This window comes from Phyllobacterium myrsinacearum, from assembly GCF_002980555.1.
GTDB lineage: Bacteria > Pseudomonadota > Alphaproteobacteria > Rhizobiales > Rhizobiaceae > Phyllobacterium > Phyllobacterium myrsinacearum.
In genome coordinates, this window is record NZ_PVBT01000002.1 from 386,999 (window position 1) to 404,708 (window position 17,710).

The window sequence follows — 17,710 nt, forward strand, 5'->3', positions numbered from 1 at the left end:
AATCCGGCAGCAGACCCTATCAGCCAACGATCAATTCGGTCCACTTCTGGTTGAGGAAGTCGGCTTTGCTCGTCAAAAGATCATAGCGCGGCAGGATCGGTTCGATATCCGATGACACGGCGGCGAATTCCTTTTCATTCAGATCGAGCAGCTCGCGCTTGACCGTCGGCGCCGTCCCCACTTTGCGGGACAAGGTCGCCTGGATGGCTGGCTGGCACATGTAATTGATGAAGATATGCGCTTCCTCTGCCTTTTTCGACGCCCGCGACAAAGCCCAGCAGCCGGAATCCTGGATGCCGCCTTCCTTCGGGAAGGTGGACCGGACCGGATGGCCTTCGGATGCTGCCAGGCCGGTAACATCGTGATAATACTGGCCCATCGGGATTTCGCCGGATTTCAGCGCCTGCTCGAACTGGGCTTCGTCGCGGTACCACAGCCGGACATTCGGCTTCACCTCGGCGAGCTTGTCGAAGACTTTCAGGATACCTTCCTCCGTGTCGAGGGCGTTGGTGCCACCGAAGAAGGTCTTTGCCGTCACTTCCAGCAGGAATGAGTTGGAAACGAGGGCGAGCAGGCCGAGTTTGTCGGTGTTTGCCGGATCCCAGAACGCCTGCCAGGACGTCGGTGCTTCCTTGTAGACATCGGTGTTGGTCACGAGCGTGATGTACCACGCCACCGCGCCGATACCGGCGATGCGCCCATCGGGATATTTGTTGATGAAGCGGTCGAGCAGGTTCGTCGCATTCGGCAGTTTTGCCGTATCAAGCGGCGTCCAGAGTTCCGTCGACTGGCCCTTGATCATGGCGACCTGCGACATCATCGAGATATCGGCGGGAGCGGCACCGGCCTTGGCGGCCTGTTCAAGCTGGACCAGCCAGGCTTCGCCCGTCGGTTCTGCCACGGATTCCACTGCAATGCCGGTTGCCTTGGTGAACTCGGGGAAAATGTTCTTGTCGAACGAATTCTTGAAATAGCCGCCATAGACGCCGATTTTCAGGGACTTGTCCTGCGCGCGCAGCACGGTCGGCATGGCAAGCATTGCGGTGCCCAAAGCTCCGGCCGCCAGCACGGTGCGCCGGTTGACGGCTGTTTTGATCATTGTATCCATAGTCCGATCTCCTTCTTGTTGGCCAGTTTCTGGCTGATTCCCACTCTTTTTACCAATGCCGCACGCGCCCTACCGCTGTGCGGTACGCAATTCCAGTTTCTTAGTGTACCGCGTCAGCGGGTAGCACAGAACAAAATAGATCAGTGCCACCAGCCCATAGACGGTGAAAGGTTCAAATGTCGCATTGTTGATGGCGTTCGAGGTTCTGACCAGTTCCTCAAACCCGATGATCGAGGTCAGCGCGGTGCTCTTGATCAGCTGCACGAGAAAACCGACCGTCGGTGCCCGGGTTATGGCAAAGGCCTGCGGCAGGATGATCAGCCGCAACTGCGCGATATAATGCAGGCCAAGGCTGCTGCCGGCGTCCCATTGTCCGTTGGGCAGCGATTGCACGCCGCCCCGCCAGATTTCGGCGAGAAAGGCGCTCGCGCAAAGTGTCAGCCCCAGCACCGCGGCCGTCCAGGCTTCGATGCGGAAGCCGAGCAGCGGCAGGCCGAAGAACAGCAGAAACAGCTGCATCAGCAGCGGGGTTCCCTGAAACAGGCCGATATAATATTGCGCGCTGCGCCGCAGCCAGCTGCGTTTCGAGATGCGTGCCAGAAGGATAGCCACACCAACGATGGCACCACCGGCAAACGCGACGATGGAAAGCAATACGGTCCAGCGGGCTGCCAGCAGCAGATTGCGCGCTATGTCCCAGAAGGTGAATTCGATCATGCCATGCCTCCGGCAATCGACCGGCGCCCTGCCGCATAGAGCAGCCGGCGCAGGGCGATACTGAGCCCGAGATAGACCAAGGTCACGATGAAATAAGTTTCGAAAGCGCGGAAGGTGCGCGCCTGAAGCATGTCTGCCTCGTAGGTCAGTTCGCGCACGGCGATCTGCGAAACCACGGCGGATTCCAGCATCATGATAACGATCTGGCTGGTCAGGGCAGGGAAGATGACTTTCAACGCCTGAGGCAGCACGATCTTGATGAAGATGATCCTCGGGCGAAGGCCAAGCGCCTTTGCCGCTTCGGTCTGTCCTTTGTGAACGGCATCCAGTCCCGCGCCCACGATTTCCGTGCTGTAGGCGGCCATGTTCAGGGTCATGGCGAGGATCGCTGCCGCGACGGGGTCAAGGCGGATGCCGAGGCGCGGCAACCCGAAAAAGATGAAGAACAGCTGCACCAGAAACGGCGTATTGCGGATCAGCTCGACGTATCCGGCAACCAGCTTGCGCAGGATCGCATGGCGGCTGCGGCGCCCGATGGCGCCGAAGATGCTGAGCAATGTGCCGGCGACTGAGGTCACGACGATCAGAAAGACCGTCATGGCCGCACCGCTGGCAATCATGCCGAGCGCATCGTTCAACCAGCCGAAATCGAGCGCATAGCCCACAGGTCAATCCTTGAGATTGGCAGGATTGAGCGGTGTCTTCAGCCAGGCCTCGGAACTCTTGTTGAGCGAGCCGTCCGCCAGCATCTTCGCGACGGCATCGTTGACGGCCTGCTTGAGACGGTCCTCTTTCTTGTTCAGGGCGATATGCGAGGGAGACGTCAGAAGCTGGAATTTCTGTTCCGGCGCAAGGGCTTCCTGCCGCGCGAGCACCTGCGCGCCCACATCGTTGCCCACAACCATGAGCTGCGTCTGGCCGGAGATGAAGGCCTGGATGACGGCGTTGTAGTTGTCGAAGCGCTTCACGTCGGCCGAAGCCGGTGCCGCCGCGGTCAGGGATGTGTCTTCCAGCGTGCCGCGATTGACGGCAATGCTCTTTCCGGCGAGATCGTCCTTGTTCTTGATATCAAGCGCCTTCGGCCCGATCACCGCGATATAATAGGGCGCGTAAGGAGCGGCGAAATCGAGGACCTGTTCGCGCTCCTTGCTGTAGCCCACGCTCATCAGCAGATCGACGCGATGTTCCGTGAGGTAGGGGATACGGTTCTGGCCGGTGACGCTGACGGTCTTGAGCTTGACCTTCAATGCGTCGGCAAGAGCCTGGGCTACGTCGATGTCATAACCCTTCAGGGTCATGTCGGCGCTCGCCGATGAAAAGGGCGGAAAGTCGGCGAAGACACCGACATTGAGAACGCCGGCTTTCGTGATGTCGTCGATGGCATCGGCGCGTGCGGCCGTTGCGGTCATGGCGATGGTTGCGCCACCCAAAAGCAGAAGCGCGGCAAAGGATGATTTGAGCGTGGTCTTGAATGTCATGGCAGTCCCCTTCTTGTTCTTATGTGACGGTGCGGAATGCTGTCGCCGCACCGTTTGTCAGGCCGATTTATTGATGTGTGTCAGGCGCGATTTCCTGCAACGAACGGGCTGAACACCATCAGGCTCAGGATTTCGAACAACACCTGTGCCCCGGCATGGGCGGTGTTGGTGGTCGCGTCATATTGCGGCGCTACTTCCACCACGTCGCCGCCCACCAGGTTGATGCCCTTGAGGCCGCGGATCAGCTCCAGCACTTCGCGGGTGGTCAGGCCGCCCACCTCGGGGGTGCCGGTGCCCGGCGCAAAGCTCGGATCGACGCTGTCGATGTCGAACGACAGATAGGTCGGGCCGTCGCCGACGATCTTGCGCGCCTTCTCGATGATGGCTGGTATGCCAAGGCCGGTGACCTCTTCCGCGTGGATGACGGTCATGCCGGATTCGTAGGAGAACTCCCACAGATATTCCGCCGAGCCGCGAATGCCGATCTGAACCGTGCGGGTTGGATCAAGCACCCCGTCGAGCACGGCATTGCGGAACGGCCCGCCGTGATGGAACTTCGTCTGGTCGAAGGCGCCGCCGGTATCGCAATGGGCGTCGATGTGAATCATGCCGACCGGACGCTTCTTGCCGACGGCCTTGAGAATGGGATGGCTGATCGAATGATCGCCGCCGACGGCAAGCGGCACCACGCCGGCGTCGACGATCTGGTTAAACCGGCGCTCGATATCGTCATGGCTCTGCTCCAGCCGGTAGCGGCTGGCGAAGGGCACGTCGCCGATATCGGCAACGCGCAGGTCAAAGACAGGCGCACAACCGAGCACATGGTTGTATGGCCCGATGCGTTCGATGGTGCGCACGGCGCGCGGACCGAAGCGCGACCCGGGACGGTTGGTGACGCCAAGGTCCATCGGAACGCCGACAATGGCCACCTGCAGATTGCCGAAATCCGGCGCCGTTGCATCGACCGGCATATAGGGCGCGGTGAGGAACGTTGGAATGCCCGCATAGGGTGCAAGCCGCGTGCCGCTCTTGGAGAAAATCTTGTCCGCAACCTTGCGGAAGGTTGGATCGAACAGCTCGCCGCCATGGCTTTCGCCATATTTGGCCCGCAGATCGCTCAGCTTCTTCTCATCCCATGATGTCATGACATTATCCCGTTCTCTGAAAGCTCGGGGGAAACGCGGGAGGGATTGCCCATGCGAGGGTTGTCCGATGTGATCCGCTTCTGTCAGTTCCCCTGGGCTTTTCGCCTTTGTTCCCGGCATTATCGATGCAAAGGCGATGGAAAAGCAATTGACATTGTTGTAGGGATTAGTGTGAGAAAATCTCACATGACAAACCTGAATTTGGTGTCTATTGGAGTCTCCCATGACGCTTGGCCGGTTGCCTCCATTGAATCCCCTGCGCGCCTTCGAAGCGACGGCGCGGCATGGTTCCGTGACCGCAGCTGCCCGGGAACTCAATGTGACCCACGGTGCCATCAGCCACCAGATCAAGGCATTGGAAGCAACGCTCGATGTCCGCCTGTTCGAGCGCGGTGCGCAGCGGCTGAAACTGACGGCGCAGGGGGCACTGCTGCTGCCGACCATTTCCAAGGCATTCGAGGATATTGCCACGGCAACTGCCCTGATGAAACGCCCCACGACCAAGGGCGAATTGACGGTGACGTGCGTGCCGGCGCTTCTGTCGCTCTGGCTCATTCCCCGCATGAATCAGTTCACCGAACAATATCCCGATATCCGGCTGACACTTATTGCCACCAATGAGGCGCATCATCTCCAGTCGCCTGATGTGGATGTCTGCGTGCTCTACGGCGATGGCAAATGGTCGGACTGCTGGTCGCGTTTGTGGAGCACGCTGAAGCTTTTTCCGGTGGCCAGCCCGACGCTGCTCAACAGCCGCCCGCTGCGCTCGGTCCGCGACCTGCGCAACCATGTTCTCCTGCATGGCGATGACGGACGCGAATGGAATACATGGCTGGCCGCAGCCGACGCCACGGATCTTGCGCGCGGTGCCCAGCATTTCATGAGCGATGCGCGGCTTTCAACGGAGGCTGCGCTTTACGGGCAGGGCGTTTCGCTTGGCGATACAATCACGGCGAGCAACCTGATCGCCAAGGGCGAACTCATCGTTCCCTTCGATCTGACCGTGCCTGCCAATGATGCATTCCACGTCGCCTGCCGCAACGAGGTGCGCAATGCGCCCATCGTCAAGGTTTTCATCGACTGGTTCTTCGCATCGCTGGAAACCGACACCATCACGGAACCGCAGACCTCGGCCCGCCGGATCATCCGGCGGCGCAACGGCAAGATCAGTGCGCCCGAGCGCGTGGCGGCACCGCCATCCATTCCCACAACACGAGCCAAAAGGCCGGACCGCACGCAGAAGCGGCGTGCCAAGGCCGATATCCGATAGGACGATCATCCATGACTGCTGCAGTGCTGAACCCGCTTGTCACCCGCCTGTCTCCCCCGCCCATTCCGGCCGTGCAGGCCTGGGGCAGGGCCTATGCGGGCGGGCATGGCCCTTTGATCGACCTGTCGCAGGCCGTTCCCGGCTATCCGCCGCATCCGGACATGCTGCGGTGGCTGGGCGAAGCGGCGTCTTCGGTTGCCTATGCCAATTACGGGCCGATCGAGGGCGAGACGGTGCTTCGCGATGCCTATGGCGCGCATGTGTCGGCGCTTTATGGCGCCGGCATCAGCGGCCGGAACGTCCACATCACATCGGGCTGCAACCAGGCCTTCATCTGCGCGGCCATGGTCGTGGCCGCCGCGGGCGAAACGGTGCTTGTCACCGATCCCTTCTATTTCAACCATGAAACCACGCTGTCGATGCTTGGCATCAGGACAGGCTTTGTCGCCTGCGGTGCCGAAGATGGTTTTGTGCCGACTGTGCAGGCGGTGGAAGAGGCGCTGGTGCCGGGCGTGCGTGCGCTGGCGCTGGTCACCCCGAACAATCCAACCGGCGCGGTCTATTCACCCGACCGGCTCCGCGCAATTTTCGAGGTTTGCAGGAAGCATGGCATCTGGCTCATTCTGGATGAGACCTACCGCGACTTTCTCGCCGATGGCGCGGGCGCACCGCATGGTCTTTTCAATGAAAGCGGCTGGGAAGACAACCTCATCCAGCTCTACAGCTTTTCCAAATCCTTCTGCATTCCGGGCCACCGGCTGGGGGCGGTAACGGCGGGTGAAACCGTTGTCGCGGAAATTGCCAAGATCATGGACAATCTGCAGATCTGCGCGCCGCGTGCACCGCAGATTGCCGTAGCGCATGCGCTCCCGGCCTTGAGTGACTGGCGCGCCGCCAACCGGCTGGAAATCGAAACCCGTGCCCAGGCGCTGCGCGAGACCATGGCCGGTCTCGGCGGCTGGAAGCTCGAGGCCATCGGCGCTTACTTCGCGTTTGTCCGCCATCCCTTCCCAAACAAAACCTCGGTCGAAGTGGCCGAGCAATTGGCCAGACAGGCGGGCATACTGGCCATTCCAGGTGAATATTTCGGCGCCGGACACACGCAGTTCCTGCGCTTTGCCTTTGCCAATGCCGATGCGGCGACAATCCGCCAGCTGCGCGGCCGCATGATCGATTTCAGCATCTGACCACAGGGGCTGGCAACAGCGTTGCCAGCCCCTGGCGTTTCAGTAGCCTTTTGCTTCGCCTGAGCTGGCACGGCTGTCGATGGCGCCGTTGTAGCGCGCGCCGCCACCCCTTTCGATATCCGAAAGACTGGCGCCGCCGACGAGAATACCTGCGGCCTGGCCCCAGATCGACCAGTCCTTGTCGATCTGGACCGTGTGGCCCATGTCGCTCAACACTTTGCGCGTATCAGCCGAGAGGGCATAGGGCTCCATGTAGACCTTGTCCGGCAGCCACTGATGGTGGATGCGCGGCGCGTCAATGGCTTCCTGGATGTTCATGCCGTGGTCGATGACGTTGAGGATCGCTTCCAGCGTGATGGTGATGATGCGCGAACCGCCGGGGCTGCCGATGACCATGAACGGCTTGCCGTCCTTTGAAATGATCGTCGGGCTCATCGAGGAGAGCGGCGTCTTCTTCGGCGCGATGGCGTTGGCTTCGCCCTGCACCAGCCCGTACAGATTGGGAACGCCGGGCTTGGAGGTGAAGTCATCCATCTCGTTGTTGAGAAGCACGCCGGTTCCGGGAGCAACCACACCAGCACCGAAAGAGCCGTTCAACGTATAGGTGACGGCAACGGCATTGCCTTCATCATCGATGATGGAATAGTGGGTGGTTTCGTGGCTTTCGCCGAGGCCTTTCGGCATCAGTTCTTTCGATACACCGGCCTTGAATGGGCTGATCTTCTCGCGAATTTCCTTGGCATAGGCCTTGTCGAGCAATTTCGACACCGGATTGTCGACGAAATCCGGGTCGCCAAGTGCTGAGTTACGGTCGACATAGGCGTAGCGCATGGCCTCGACCATCGCATGTACGGTTTCGGCGGAGCCGTAGCCGAGATAGGACAGCGGATAACCTTCGAGCACATTGAGGATTTCGCAGATGATCACGCCGCCGGAGCTGGGCGGCGGTGACGACACGATGTCATAGCCACGGTAATTGCATTTCACCGGCTCCAGTTCGCGTACTTTGTATTGTTCGAAATCCTGCTTGGCGAGAATGCCGCCCTTGTCCTGGCTTGCCTTGACGATCGCATCAGCGGTCGCGCCTTTGTAGAATGAGTCCGTGCCTTTATCAGAAATGCCGGAAAGTGTTGCAGCAAGATCGGTCTGAACCAGCGTCTCGCCAACCGCATAGGGTTTGCCGTCAGGTTTCAGAAAGATGGCCGCAGCGGCCGGATCCTTGGCAAGCCGCTTGTTGCCGGCCTTGAACGAATTGATATCGCCCTGAACCAGCTCGAAACCGTCCCGCGCAAGACGGATCGCCGGTCCCAGCAATTCCTCGCGTTTCTTGGTGCCATACTTCTCACGCGCCAGTTCGAATCCTGCAACGCTTCCCGGCACGCCAACCGCCAGATATCCGTCGAGGCTTAGACCTTTGACGATATTGCTCTTGTCATCGAGATACATGGTTTTGGTAGACGCCAGCGGAGCGCGCTCGCGAAAATCGAGAAAGGTCGTCTTACCGTCCTTGAGGCGAATGGTCATGAACCCGCCGCCGCCCACATTGCCGGCCGTGGGATAGACAACGGCGAGGGCGTAACCAACGGCCACGGCGGCATCCACGGCATTGCCGCCATTCTTCAAGACGTCGACGCCGACCTGCGACGCCAGATGCTGGGCTGATACGACCATGCCATGTTCGGCTTTCGCCGGTTCAGGCGATGCTGCAAAGGCTGTGGTGATGGGGATTGTGCTCAAAGCGAGCGAAACGGTGAAAGACACCACCGTTGTGAAACGGGTCTGCATACTCTTCCTCCTGCTGGCAATCATGGAATGGCTAGAGGAGCCTCTCTCGCGCGCCATGTCCAGCTGGAAAAGCAACTTACCCAACAAATTTACAACGCAGGACTGGTTCGCTATAAACCTGAAGTAATATTGAGGTTGAGGTGTGAGTCATGACGATCAAACCGGGTGAGCGGCACAGGCAATTGACCGTGGGCGAAGTGGCGGCGCGCAGCGGCGTGGCGGTCTCGACGCTGCATTTCTACGAGAGCAAGGGCCTTATCCACAGCGAACGCAACCGTGGCAACCAGCGCCGCTACTCGCGCGAGGTCCTGCGGCGCGTTGCCATCATCAAGGTGGCGCAGCGGACGGGCATACCGCTGGCATCGATTGCCGATGCCCTGTCGACCCTGCCGCAGGAACGGGCACCGACCTCCGCGGACTGGCGGCGATTGTCGGCGGGCTGGAAAGCGGATCTTGATGACCGGATCAACAAACTGATCGGCTTGCGCGATCAGCTGAACTGCTGCATCGGCTGCGGCTGCCTGTCGATGCAGGAATGCCCCTTGCGCAATCCCTGGGATGAACTGTCGGAGCAGGGGCCGGGGCCGCGATTGCTCGATCCATCACCGGCGATCGACTGAATTCCGGGCCAGGCCCCTCTGCCGCACCGGGCAGAGGGGGGGGGAACAGCCTTGGGAGGCTTATTTCTTCTTCAAAAGGGATTTGGCTTCCTTGATCCCAAGTGCTTCGGGGCGTGTGCAGCTGGTCTTGATGTCGATGAATTTCTTTTCCTCGCCGGAGCGCAGGATTGAAACCATGACATCGACGCCGTGCAGCGCGCGGTCGATGGAGCAGCGAATGTCGCGTCCTTCGAGAATCGCTGCGGCCATGTCGGCCAGTCCGGCCGTACGGTAATTGGCCATCATGCCGACGGAATGCTTCTGGTTGGGAATGCCGAAGGGATGCGCCCAGCTCTTCAGCGATTTCGCCTTCTTGCCGGGTTTGGCCAATTTGACATCGCCGCCGAAGAAATTCGGATCGGGCAGGAACAGCGAACCATCGGTGCCGTAAAGCTCCATGTTCGGATGATGGTGCGCCCAGACATCCCAGCTTGCCGACAGGGTGATGGACGCGCCGCTGGCAAATTCAAGCAGAGCCTGAATGGTCGTCGGTGTCGTCACCTCGATGGTTTCGCCCCGGCGCGGTTCGCTGGTAATGGTGCGCGTGGGGGTCGCCATCGAGGTCAGGGCGGCTACCCGCTTCACGGGTCCGATGAGATTGACCAGATTGGCGATGTAGTAGGGGCCGAGGTCGAGAATCGGGCCGCCGCCCGGACGGAAGAAGAAGTCCGGGTTGGGATGCCAGTGTTCCATGCCGTGGCTCATCACGTGCGCGGTTCCCGATGTGATCGTGCCGATCTGGCCGTCGTCCACCGCTTTGCGTGCGAGCTGGTGCGCACCGCCCAGATAAGTGTCCGGCGCACAGCCTGCTTTCAACCCCTTCTTGCTGGCAAGTTTCTGCAACTCAAGGCCGTCCTTGAGCGACAGGGTGAGCGGCTTCTCCGAATAGAGATGCTTGCCGGCCGAAAGAATTTGCTGCGAGACCGTGAAGTGCGCGTCCGGCACGGTCAGGTTGACGACGAGGTCGATGTCATCGCTTGCAAGCAGCTTGTCGATGCTGCGTGCGTCGATGCCGAATTCCTTGGCCCGCGCTTCCGCCGTCTTCCTGTTGAGGTCCGCTACGGCACGGATTTCAATGCCCTTGAACAGGGGTCCCAGTTTCAAATAGGTGGCGGAAATATTGCCGGCACCGATGATGCCAATACCAAGTGTTTTTGCCATGATGCTGTCTTTCTTCAGAAGGCCTTGACCGTCGCGATGGAGCGGCGGGCAAACCGCTCGTCATCCGACGGGTTGTCGTGTTCCATAACGAAATACCGCACCGGCGTGGCCTTCAGCGCTGTGAAGAGCGCTTTCCAGTCGACCGTGCCGTAACCGACATCGGCCCAGCCGTCTTCATTGGTGTTTTCGCCAGCCGGTGCGATGTCCTTGACGTGAACGGCGCTGATACGGGAGCCGTAATCCCCGATCCACTGGAACGGGTCCGCTCCGCCGCGGATGATCCAGGCGATATCCGCTTCCCAGGAAATGCTTGGGGCCGCATCAAGGATGTGTTTCTGCGGGATCGAGCCGTCAGCCAGTGCCTTGAACTCGAAATCATGGTTGTGCCAGCCGAAAATATATCCGGCCTTGCTGTAGGTGGCGTGCGCCGCTTCGAGCCGCCTGCCGAAATCCGACCAGCCGGACGCGTCCGACGGGCGCTGCTCGACAGCCAGATGCGGGCAGTAGATGGCTTGCATGCCAAGCGTCCCGGCAATATCCAGCACCTTGTTTGGCTCGTTTTCCAGAAGGTCGATGCTGAAATGGCCCGATGTCATGGCAAGGCCATGGGCATCGAGCGCGGCCCGGGTTGCCGCTGCATCCGTATAGACGCCGCCATAGCCTTCCACCTGCGCATAACCATTCTTCTGCAGGATCGGAAGAATTCTGTCGAGCGGCGGAAAGTTGCGGGAACTGTAAAGCTGGTAGGAAAAGTCGGTCACGGTCAGTACTCCATAGGTTTGTCAGATGCGGTCTTCAGTCTGGGAGTCAAAAAGCGAGGCGAGGGCTGGATCGAAGGTGAGGTGTACGGTTTCACCATTCTGGTAGCGGCGGCCGGAATCGACGCGCACGGACACGGCTTTGCCGGCGACTTTCAGCCAGACAAGGCTGTCGGCGCCCATGGGCTCGTCGAGATCGACGGTCGCCTTGCATGAGCGGCCCGCCGGGCCGGGCTGGTCGCTGAGCGCAATGTGTTCGGGGCGCAGGCCGAAAATGACCGGGCGTCCGGCTTGCAGGGGCTCCTGCGCCGCATAGCTTTCCAGGGAGATGTCGAGGTCGGCAATGCGGAAGACAGGTTTGCCATCCTTCTCTGCGATCTCACCCTTGAGGAAATTCATCGAGGGTGAGCCGATGAAACTGGCGACGAACAGGTTGCGGGGCCTGTTGTAGATGGTAAGCGGCTCGTCCAGCTGCTGGATCAAGCCGCCCTTCATGACGGCGATGCGATCCGCAAGGGTCAGGGCCTCGATCTGGTCGTGGGTGACGTAGATCATCGTATTGGCGAGCTTCTGGTGCAGGCGCTTGATCTCGACGCGCAGCTCCGAGCGCAGCTTGGCATCCAGGTTGGACAACGGCTCGTCGAACAGGAATACATCGACGTCGCGCACCAGGGCACGGCCGATGGCGACGCGCTGGCGCTGGCCGCCGGAAAGCGCACCGGGCTTGCGTTGCAGAAGCGGCCCGATCTGTAGAATATCAGCCGCATTGGCGATCCGCTTGTCGATCTCTGCCTTGGGCAGGCCCGCCACGCGCAGGCCGAAGGAAAGGTTTTTCTCGACCGTCATCTGCGGATAGAGCGCGTAGGACTGGAACACCATGCCGATGCCGCGATCTTTCGGCTCCTTCCACGTGACGTTCTTGTCCTTGATGAAAATCTGCCCGTCCGAGATCTCAAGTAAGCCAGCGATGCAATTGAGCAAGGTCGATTTTCCGCAGCCAGACGGCCCGAGCAGCACGAGAAACTCGCCATCGGCCACGTCGATGTTGAGGTCCTTGAGCACGCTCACCGAACCGTAGTTGAGTGAGAGATCCTTGATCGAAACGCTGGGGCTTTGCTGCATCGGCGGTCATCCTTTGACGGCGCCAGCGGCAATGCCCCTGACGAAATATTTGCCTGAGAAGAAGTAGACGAGCAGCGGCACCAGACCGGTGAGGATGGTGGCTGCCATGTTGACGTTGTATTCCTTGACGCCCTGCGTCGAGTTGACGATGTTGTTGAGCTGCACCGTCATCGGCACGTTTTTCGTGCCGGCGAAGACGACGCCGAAGAGGAAGTCATTCCAGATGCCGGTAACCTGCAGGATGATTGCCACGACGAAGATCGGCGCGGACATCGGCACCATGATCTGGAAGAAGATGCGCCAGAATCCCGCCCCGTCGACGCGTGCCGCCTTGAAGAGTTCCGGCGGCAGCGAGGCGAAGTAGTTGCGGAACAGCAGGGTCAGGATCGGCATGCCGAAGATGGTATGGATCACGATGACGCCGGTCAGCGTTCCAAAAATGCCGAGGTTGCGGGTGATGATGACAAGCGGGTACAGCATCACCTGATAGGGAATGAAGGCGCCGAACAGGAGAATGCTGAAAAACACCTCCGAACCCTTGAAGCGCCAGTTGGCAAGCGCATAGCCGTTTATCGAGGCGATGAGGATCGAAGCAATGACGCTCGGTATGGTGATCTTCACCGAGTTCATGAAACCAACCTTCAGGCCCTCGCAATAAAGGCCGGTACAGGCGCTGTCCCAGGCGGTGCTCCACGACTGGAAGGTGATCTCCACGGGCGGCGAGAAGATATTGCCGAGGCGGATTTCCGGCATGCCTTTCAGCGAGGTAACCATCATCACGTAGAGCGGCAGCAGGTAGTAGATCGCCGCCACCAGCAGGACGCCGTAAATCATGATCGTCGATGGTGCGAATGTCGTCGTCGGACGCTTGCCGCGTGGTTCGGCTGTGGTTTGGCTTGCCATGGTCATTTGCGTTTGCCCTCGCGGAATTCCATCAAGGCCCAGGGAATGAGGACGATGAGAACAGTGGTCAGCATGATGGTGGAGGCGGCAAGGCCCTGTCCGAGGTTGGCGCGCCGGAACATGAATTCGTAGACATATTTGGCCGGGACTTCGCTGGCATTGCCGGGACCGCCGTCAGTCAGCGCGACGACGAGGTCATAGACACGCACGATACCGGCGGCGATCAGGACAATGGTGGTGATGAAGACCGGGCGCATCATCGGAATGATGATGAAAAGATAGGTCTTCCAGATGGGGATGCCATCGACCCGCGCGGCCTTCCAGATTTCCTCGTCGATGTTGCGCAGGCCCGCCAGCATCAGCGCCATGACAAGGCCGGTGCCGTGCCAGAGGCCGGCAATGACGATGGCGTAGATGGCATAGCGCTGGTCATTGAGGATCGAGAAGGTGAAGTTTTCAAAGCCGAGGTCCCGCACCACCCGCTGGATGCCGTAGGTGGGCGTGAGTATCCATTGCCAGACCAGGCCCGTGACGATGAACGACAGGGCATAGGGATAGAGAAAGATGGTGCGGAACGTGTTCTCGAAGCGGATTTTCTGGTCCATCAGCGCCGCGAGAATGAAGCCGATGACCGATGAAAAGAACAGGAGGAACACGCCGAAGATCGCAAGGTTGATGGCGGAGATGTTCCAGCGCGGCGTATTGAACAGGCGGGTATACTGGTCGAACCCGACGAATGTCAGCTCCGGCAATGCCCGCGATGCCGTGAAGGAATAAACGACGGTCCACAGCGTGCAGCCGATGAAGACCACAAGAACGGTTGCGATCATCGGCAGAGCCGCAACCTTGGCATTCAGGTTCTTGAACAATGTATTTGGACGCGCGGTGGAACTCATGGCGTTCTCCGTCAACTCTTCGCCACGGCCGCCCGCCGCTTGCGCGACTGGCGGAAGCGAGGAGGATGGTCGGTTCTACTGGGCTTGCTTGATGATATCGACGAAGCGGGCCTGCGCATCATCGACGGACATGTGGGCGTCGGCGAAGAACTCCTTGGTCAGGTCCTCGATCTGCCCCTTGGTATCGGCAGTCAGATTCTGGTTCAGGGACGGCAGGATATTCTCCGGCTTTTTCAGGATCTCGATGCCTTTTTTCATGCAGGCATTGGCGGCATCCAGATCGACATCGCCGCGCACCGGCAATGATCCCTTGGCGAGATTGAAGGCAACCTGCGTTTCCTTCGAAAGCAGAAGGCTCGCCAGCTTGAGCTGCGCCTTGGTCACTTCGGGATTCTGGTTCTTGGGGAAATAGAAGGCATCCCCGCCCGTATCGAGAATGGCGTTGCCGCCCAGACCCGGCAGGCAGTCATAATCGGTTCCGGCAACCTTTTTCGCCACGCCGAACTCGCCCTGGGCCCAATCGCCCATGACCTGCGCCCCGGCCTTGCCGGTGATGACGAGCGTGGTCGCCTCGTTCCAGGAGCGGCCGACATAGCCGGGATCGACCAGGCCGCGGGCCTGCGCAAATGCTTCCCATACAGCCTTCATTTCCGGGCTGGCGGCGGCCTCGGCATTCTTGTCCTGATAGACCTTCAGGAACAGGTCCTTGCCGCCGAGTGAGGGAAGCATGACGTTGAAAATGCCGTTGACCTGCCAGGCATCGCCGGTGGCAAGCGGGATGATGCCCTTTTCCTTCAGCTTGGGTGCTGCGGCAACAAATTCCTGCCAGTTTGCCGGAACTGGCAGACCCGCATCCTTGAAGGTATTGGGATTGATCCACATCCATTGCCATGAGTGGATGTTGACCGGCACGCAGTAAATCTTCCCGTCATATTTACAGGCGTCGAGCAGCTTTGCCGGGCGGATGAAATCGGCCCAGCCTTCTTTGGCGGCAAGATCCGAAAGGTCGGTCATCATTCCGGCCTTGACCAGGTCTTCCGCATCGCGGCCGGTGTTGAGCTGGGTCGCGCCCATCGGGTTACCGCCAAGAATGCGGCTGACGATGATCGGGGTCGCGGTCGAGCCGCTGCCGGCAATCGCGCCATCAACCCATTTGTCACCGCCCTGTTTGTCGAAGGATTCGGCAAGCACCTTGGCCGCAGCTGCCTCGCCGCCCGATGTCCACCAATGGGTGACCTCCAGATCCACGGCGCCGGCAATGCCGGTTGTCCATAACAATGTGGATGCAGCCAATAAGGCCAGAGATGTCCGGTAACGCATCGTATCCTCCCAAATCTGAAACGTTACAGGTACGGTAATTGAAAATTTTGAATGAGGCAATCATGCGTCTCTGATTTTTTTCGATCATCAATATAATCCACAGGACTCTCCTACGTGTGCAATAAAAACAATCAGTTACGAGGTTAATGTCAAAAATTCCCGCCTACAGCCTATCGACTTTTATGCAAAGCAGGGCGAGGACCGGTCCGACGGTTGAGCCTGTGGTGCATTGCAACAACTTGGAAATATGAAAAACCTGAAACGATACAGAAACTGGAGGAAGGTATCTTGAAGAACGCTCTTGGCGGGTCCATACAGAGAGAATAATTCTGTTAACCGGTTGAAATGGCATGAACGACAAGCAGCATCACCCTGACGACGGGGAAAAAGTGGCGGCGCTTGCGGACGGCGAGAGGCCGACGCTGAAAACCATTGCGTTCATGGCAGGGCTCGGGGTGACGACTGTTTCGCGCGCGCTCAAGGATGCGCCGGAGATCGGTCAGGCGACCAAGAACCGCGTGCAGTTGATCGCCAGACAAATCGGCTACCGGCCGAACCGCGCGGGTGTACGCCTGCGGACGGGCAAGACCAACGTCATCAGCCTGGTGCTCAATGCGCAGAGCGAGATCATGGGGCTGACCTCCAATCTCGTCTATGGCATTTCCGAAGTCCTGGCCGAAACACCCTACCATCTCATCGTGACGCCGTACTCGCCAGAGAACGATCCGATGCAGCCCATCCGCTACATCATTGAAACAGGATCGGCGGACGGGATCATCATGTCCCAGACCCAGCCGACCGATCCGCGCGTGCGCTACCTGACGGATCATCGTTTTCCCTTTGCCACGCACGGACGGACGCGAATGGGTATCGAGCATCCGTTCCACGACTTCGACAACGAAGCCTATGCCTATGCGGCGGTGAAAAGCCTGGTTGAACGCGGCCGCCGCCGGATTGCCATGGTTGCCGGGCCTGGCCCCGCTCATACCTATTACTGGCATCTCGATGACGGGTTCAGGCGGGGCCTGCAGGAAAGCGGGGCGGCGCCCGTCATGCTCGACCATTGGAACGGCAGCATTTCATTGGACGATGTACGCAACCGGACGGAAATGTTCATGCGCCAGCCCAATCCTCCGGATGGCATCATCTGCTGCACCGGCGGTCTGACTGTTGCTGTTGTCGCGGGTATCGAGGCAACGGGCATGAAACTTGGCCGGGACATCGATCTGGTATCGAAGCAGACGACACAGTTCCTGCGATGGTTCCGCCCGGAAATCATTGTGTTCAACGAAGACGTGCGGCATGCCGGGCGCGAGCTTGCCCGGGCGGTGCTGCGGCGCATCGAAGGGACGGACCCGACGCAGTTGCAGAGCCTGAGCTACCCGGAGGCCGAGTAGGCGGGTGGTTAGCTAGCCGATAAGGCCACCGGCGGTGAAGCCGCCGTCGACCGCCAGCGTCTGGCCCGTCACATAGCTTGAACGGTTTTCGTCGAGAAGGAAAGCGATCGTGCTGGCGATTTCCTCCGGCTGGCCGTAGCGCCGCTGCGGCACCGTCCTGCTCCAGCCCTCACGTATTTCAGGCGTATGCAGGGCGGCGGCCATGGGCGTCTCGACCGGGCCGGGGGCAATGGCATTGACGCGGATGTTGTAGGGTGCAAGTTCGACCGCCATCACCTTGGTCAGGTTGATGATCGCCCCCTTTGATGCGCCGTAGGCCGACCGTCCGATATTGCCGCGCATGCCCGAGATCGAGGCGAGATTGACAATGGCACCGCCGCCGCTTGCCGCCATGATGCGCGCACCGGCCTGTGTGACCAGAAATGTGCCGATGACGTTGATCTCGTAGATTTGCCGGAACATGTCCGCCGTGGTGTCGAAAAACGGAGTATCGCGGCCGATTCCGGCCGAGCAGACAATTCCCCTGATCGAACCGAACTCCGCTTCGGTCCCGGCCATCAATGCTTCAACGGCGTGCTCGTCGGTCACGTCAAGCTGCGCAAACCGGATACGGCCGGGATAGGCCTTGCCGAGCTCTGCCTTCACCGTTTCCTTCACGTCACGATCTGCCACGACAATCTTCCAGCCGTCGCTGGCCAGGGCATGGACCGTCGCAAGACCGATCCCCGATGCGCCGCCAGTGACAAGAGCGGTGCGCTCGTCTGTGCCGGATGTCGTCATGATAGTGGTCCTCTCTGTTGCGGA

General features: G+C 59.9%; 17 protein-coding genes. 4 read left to right on the top strand and 13 right to left on the bottom strand.

Translation table 11 applies throughout. From position 1 onward, the window contains the following. Nucleotides 1–19: 19 nt before the first annotated feature. The 5 genes from C5750_RS08715 to speB form a co-directional block, all read right to left on the bottom strand. Entirely contained in the window at nucleotides 20–1,099 is a 1,080-nt protein-coding gene (locus C5750_RS08715) for an ABC transporter substrate-binding protein (protein WP_105733867.1), read from the bottom strand. A gap of 78 nt (nucleotides 1,100–1,177) precedes the next feature. Next, the gene (locus C5750_RS08720) at nucleotides 1,178–1,825 is read right to left on the bottom strand and encodes an amino acid ABC transporter permease (RefSeq protein WP_105733473.1); all 648 of its coding nucleotides are present in this window, start codon (nucleotides 1,823–1,825) and stop codon (nucleotides 1,178–1,180) included. Continuing rightward, nucleotides 1,822–2,490 carry an amino acid ABC transporter permease gene (locus tag C5750_RS08725; RefSeq protein ID WP_162800200.1) on the bottom strand — a complete coding sequence of 223 codons (669 nt, stop codon included), beginning with the start codon at nucleotides 2,488–2,490 and terminating at the stop codon, nucleotides 1,822–1,824. Before C5750_RS08725 ends, C5750_RS08720 begins: the two co-directional genes overlap by 4 nt. 3 nt (nucleotides 2,491–2,493) lie before the next feature. Further along, nucleotides 2,494–3,303: a transporter substrate-binding domain-containing protein gene (locus tag C5750_RS08730; RefSeq protein ID WP_105733474.1), complete on the bottom strand. Its 810-nt coding sequence runs from the start codon at nucleotides 3,301–3,303 to the stop codon at nucleotides 2,494–2,496. An 80-nt stretch (nucleotides 3,304–3,383) separates the two neighbouring features. Next, nucleotides 3,384–4,448, bottom strand: a complete 1,065-nt coding sequence (speB, locus tag C5750_RS08735) for an agmatinase (protein WP_105733475.1) — start codon at nucleotides 4,446–4,448, stop codon at nucleotides 3,384–3,386. A gap of 223 nt (nucleotides 4,449–4,671) precedes the next feature. Between speB and C5750_RS08740 the strand changes: the two genes are divergently transcribed. Then, nucleotides 4,672–5,718, top strand: coding sequence for a LysR substrate-binding domain-containing protein (locus C5750_RS08740; RefSeq protein ID WP_105733476.1), 1,047 nt, complete (start codon nucleotides 4,672–4,674; stop codon nucleotides 5,716–5,718). Between the two features lie 11 nt (nucleotides 5,719–5,729). Next, nucleotides 5,730–6,905, top strand: coding sequence for an aminotransferase (locus C5750_RS08745; RefSeq protein WP_105733477.1), 1,176 nt, complete (start codon nucleotides 5,730–5,732; stop codon nucleotides 6,903–6,905). A 39-nt stretch (nucleotides 6,906–6,944) separates the two neighbouring features. On the opposite strand, the gene ggt is transcribed toward C5750_RS08745, so the two are convergent. Beyond that, on the bottom strand, nucleotides 6,945–8,690 hold the full coding sequence (gene ggt / locus C5750_RS08750) for a gamma-glutamyltransferase (protein ID WP_105733478.1): 1,746 nt from the start codon (nucleotides 8,688–8,690) through the stop codon (nucleotides 6,945–6,947). Nucleotides 8,691–8,839: 149 nt separating this feature from the next. Here ggt and soxR point away from each other — a divergent pair, with 149 nt between their 5' ends. Further along, nucleotides 8,840–9,310: a redox-sensitive transcriptional activator SoxR gene (gene soxR, locus C5750_RS08755; RefSeq protein ID WP_105733479.1), complete on the top strand. Its 471-nt coding sequence runs from the start codon at nucleotides 8,840–8,842 to the stop codon at nucleotides 9,308–9,310. A 60-nt stretch (nucleotides 9,311–9,370) separates the two neighbouring features. Here soxR and C5750_RS08760 read toward each other — a convergent pair whose 3' ends face one another. The 6 genes from C5750_RS08760 to C5750_RS08785 all read right to left on the bottom strand — a co-directional run bounded on the left by C5750_RS08760 (nucleotide 9,371) and on the right by C5750_RS08785 (nucleotide 15,509). Beyond that, entirely contained in the window at nucleotides 9,371–10,510 is a 1,140-nt protein-coding gene (locus tag C5750_RS08760; protein WP_105733480.1) for a Gfo/Idh/MocA family protein, read from the bottom strand. 14 nt (nucleotides 10,511–10,524) lie between these two features. Beyond that, nucleotides 10,525–11,271, bottom strand: a complete 747-nt coding sequence (locus tag C5750_RS08765; RefSeq protein ID WP_105733481.1) for a sugar phosphate isomerase/epimerase family protein — start codon at nucleotides 11,269–11,271, stop codon at nucleotides 10,525–10,527. A 21-nt stretch (nucleotides 11,272–11,292) separates the two neighbouring features. Further along, nucleotides 11,293–12,390, bottom strand: a complete 1,098-nt coding sequence (locus C5750_RS08770; RefSeq protein ID WP_105733482.1) for an ABC transporter ATP-binding protein — start codon at nucleotides 12,388–12,390, stop codon at nucleotides 11,293–11,295. Nucleotides 12,391–12,396: 6 nt separating this feature from the next. After that, entirely contained in the window at nucleotides 12,397–13,293 is an 897-nt protein-coding gene (locus tag C5750_RS08775; protein WP_105733869.1) for a carbohydrate ABC transporter permease, read from the bottom strand. 2 nt (nucleotides 13,294–13,295) lie between these two features. Then, nucleotides 13,296–14,189, bottom strand: a complete 894-nt coding sequence (locus C5750_RS08780; RefSeq protein ID WP_105733483.1) for a carbohydrate ABC transporter permease — start codon at nucleotides 14,187–14,189, stop codon at nucleotides 13,296–13,298. A 75-nt stretch (nucleotides 14,190–14,264) separates the two neighbouring features. Then, a complete protein-coding gene (locus C5750_RS08785; RefSeq protein WP_105733484.1) occupies nucleotides 14,265–15,509 on the bottom strand; it encodes an ABC transporter substrate-binding protein in 1,245 nt (414 codons plus the stop codon). Nucleotides 15,510–15,859: 350 nt separating this feature from the next. Between C5750_RS08785 and C5750_RS08790 the strand changes: the two genes are divergently transcribed. Then, nucleotides 15,860–16,906, top strand: a complete 1,047-nt coding sequence (locus C5750_RS08790; RefSeq protein ID WP_105733485.1) for a LacI family transcriptional regulator — start codon at nucleotides 15,860–15,862, stop codon at nucleotides 16,904–16,906. Nucleotides 16,907–16,918: 12 nt separating this feature from the next. On the opposite strand, the gene C5750_RS08795 is transcribed toward C5750_RS08790, so the two are convergent. Next, nucleotides 16,919–17,686 carry an SDR family NAD(P)-dependent oxidoreductase gene (locus C5750_RS08795; protein WP_105733486.1) on the bottom strand — a complete coding sequence of 256 codons (768 nt, stop codon included), beginning with the start codon at nucleotides 17,684–17,686 and terminating at the stop codon, nucleotides 16,919–16,921. Nucleotides 17,687–17,710 lie beyond the last annotated feature (24 nt).

Excerpts from the sequence above, each read along its gene's own strand:
- C5750_RS08715 (WP_105733867.1), bottom strand. The coding sequence starts at position 1,099 with ATGATCAAAACAGCCGTCAACCGGCGCACCGTGCTGGCGGCCGGAGCT.
- C5750_RS08720 (WP_105733473.1), bottom strand. The coding sequence starts at position 1,825 with ATGATCGAATTCACCTTCTGGGACATAGCGCGCAATCTGCTGCTGGCA.
- C5750_RS08730 (WP_105733474.1), bottom strand. The coding sequence starts at position 3,303 with ATGACATTCAAGACCACGCTCAAATCATCCTTTGCCGCGCTTCTGCTT.
- speB (WP_105733475.1), bottom strand. The coding sequence starts at position 4,448 with ATGACATCATGGGATGAGAAGAAGCTGAGCGATCTGCGGGCCAAATAT.
- C5750_RS08740 (WP_105733476.1), top strand. The coding sequence starts at position 4,672 with ATGACGCTTGGCCGGTTGCCTCCATTGAATCCCCTGCGCGCCTTCGAA.
- C5750_RS08745 (WP_105733477.1), top strand. The coding sequence starts at position 5,730 with ATGACTGCTGCAGTGCTGAACCCGCTTGTCACCCGCCTGTCTCCCCCG.
- ggt (WP_105733478.1), bottom strand. The coding sequence starts at position 8,690 with ATGCAGACCCGTTTCACAACGGTGGTGTCTTTCACCGTTTCGCTCGCT.
- soxR (WP_105733479.1), top strand. The coding sequence starts at position 8,840 with ATGACGATCAAACCGGGTGAGCGGCACAGGCAATTGACCGTGGGCGAA.
- C5750_RS08760 (WP_105733480.1), bottom strand. The coding sequence starts at position 10,510 with ATGGCAAAAACACTTGGTATTGGCATCATCGGTGCCGGCAATATTTCC.
- C5750_RS08770 (WP_105733482.1), bottom strand. The coding sequence starts at position 12,390 with ATGCAGCAAAGCCCCAGCGTTTCGATCAAGGATCTCTCACTCAACTAC.
- C5750_RS08775 (WP_105733869.1), bottom strand. The coding sequence starts at position 13,293 with ATGGCAAGCCAAACCACAGCCGAACCACGCGGCAAGCGTCCGACGACG.
- C5750_RS08780 (WP_105733483.1), bottom strand. The coding sequence starts at position 14,189 with ATGAGTTCCACCGCGCGTCCAAATACATTGTTCAAGAACCTGAATGCC.
- C5750_RS08785 (WP_105733484.1), bottom strand. The coding sequence starts at position 15,509 with ATGCGTTACCGGACATCTCTGGCCTTATTGGCTGCATCCACATTGTTA.
- C5750_RS08790 (WP_105733485.1), top strand. The coding sequence starts at position 15,860 with ATGAACGACAAGCAGCATCACCCTGACGACGGGGAAAAAGTGGCGGCG.
- C5750_RS08795 (WP_105733486.1), bottom strand. The coding sequence starts at position 17,686 with ATGACGACATCCGGCACAGACGAGCGCACCGCTCTTGTCACTGGCGGC.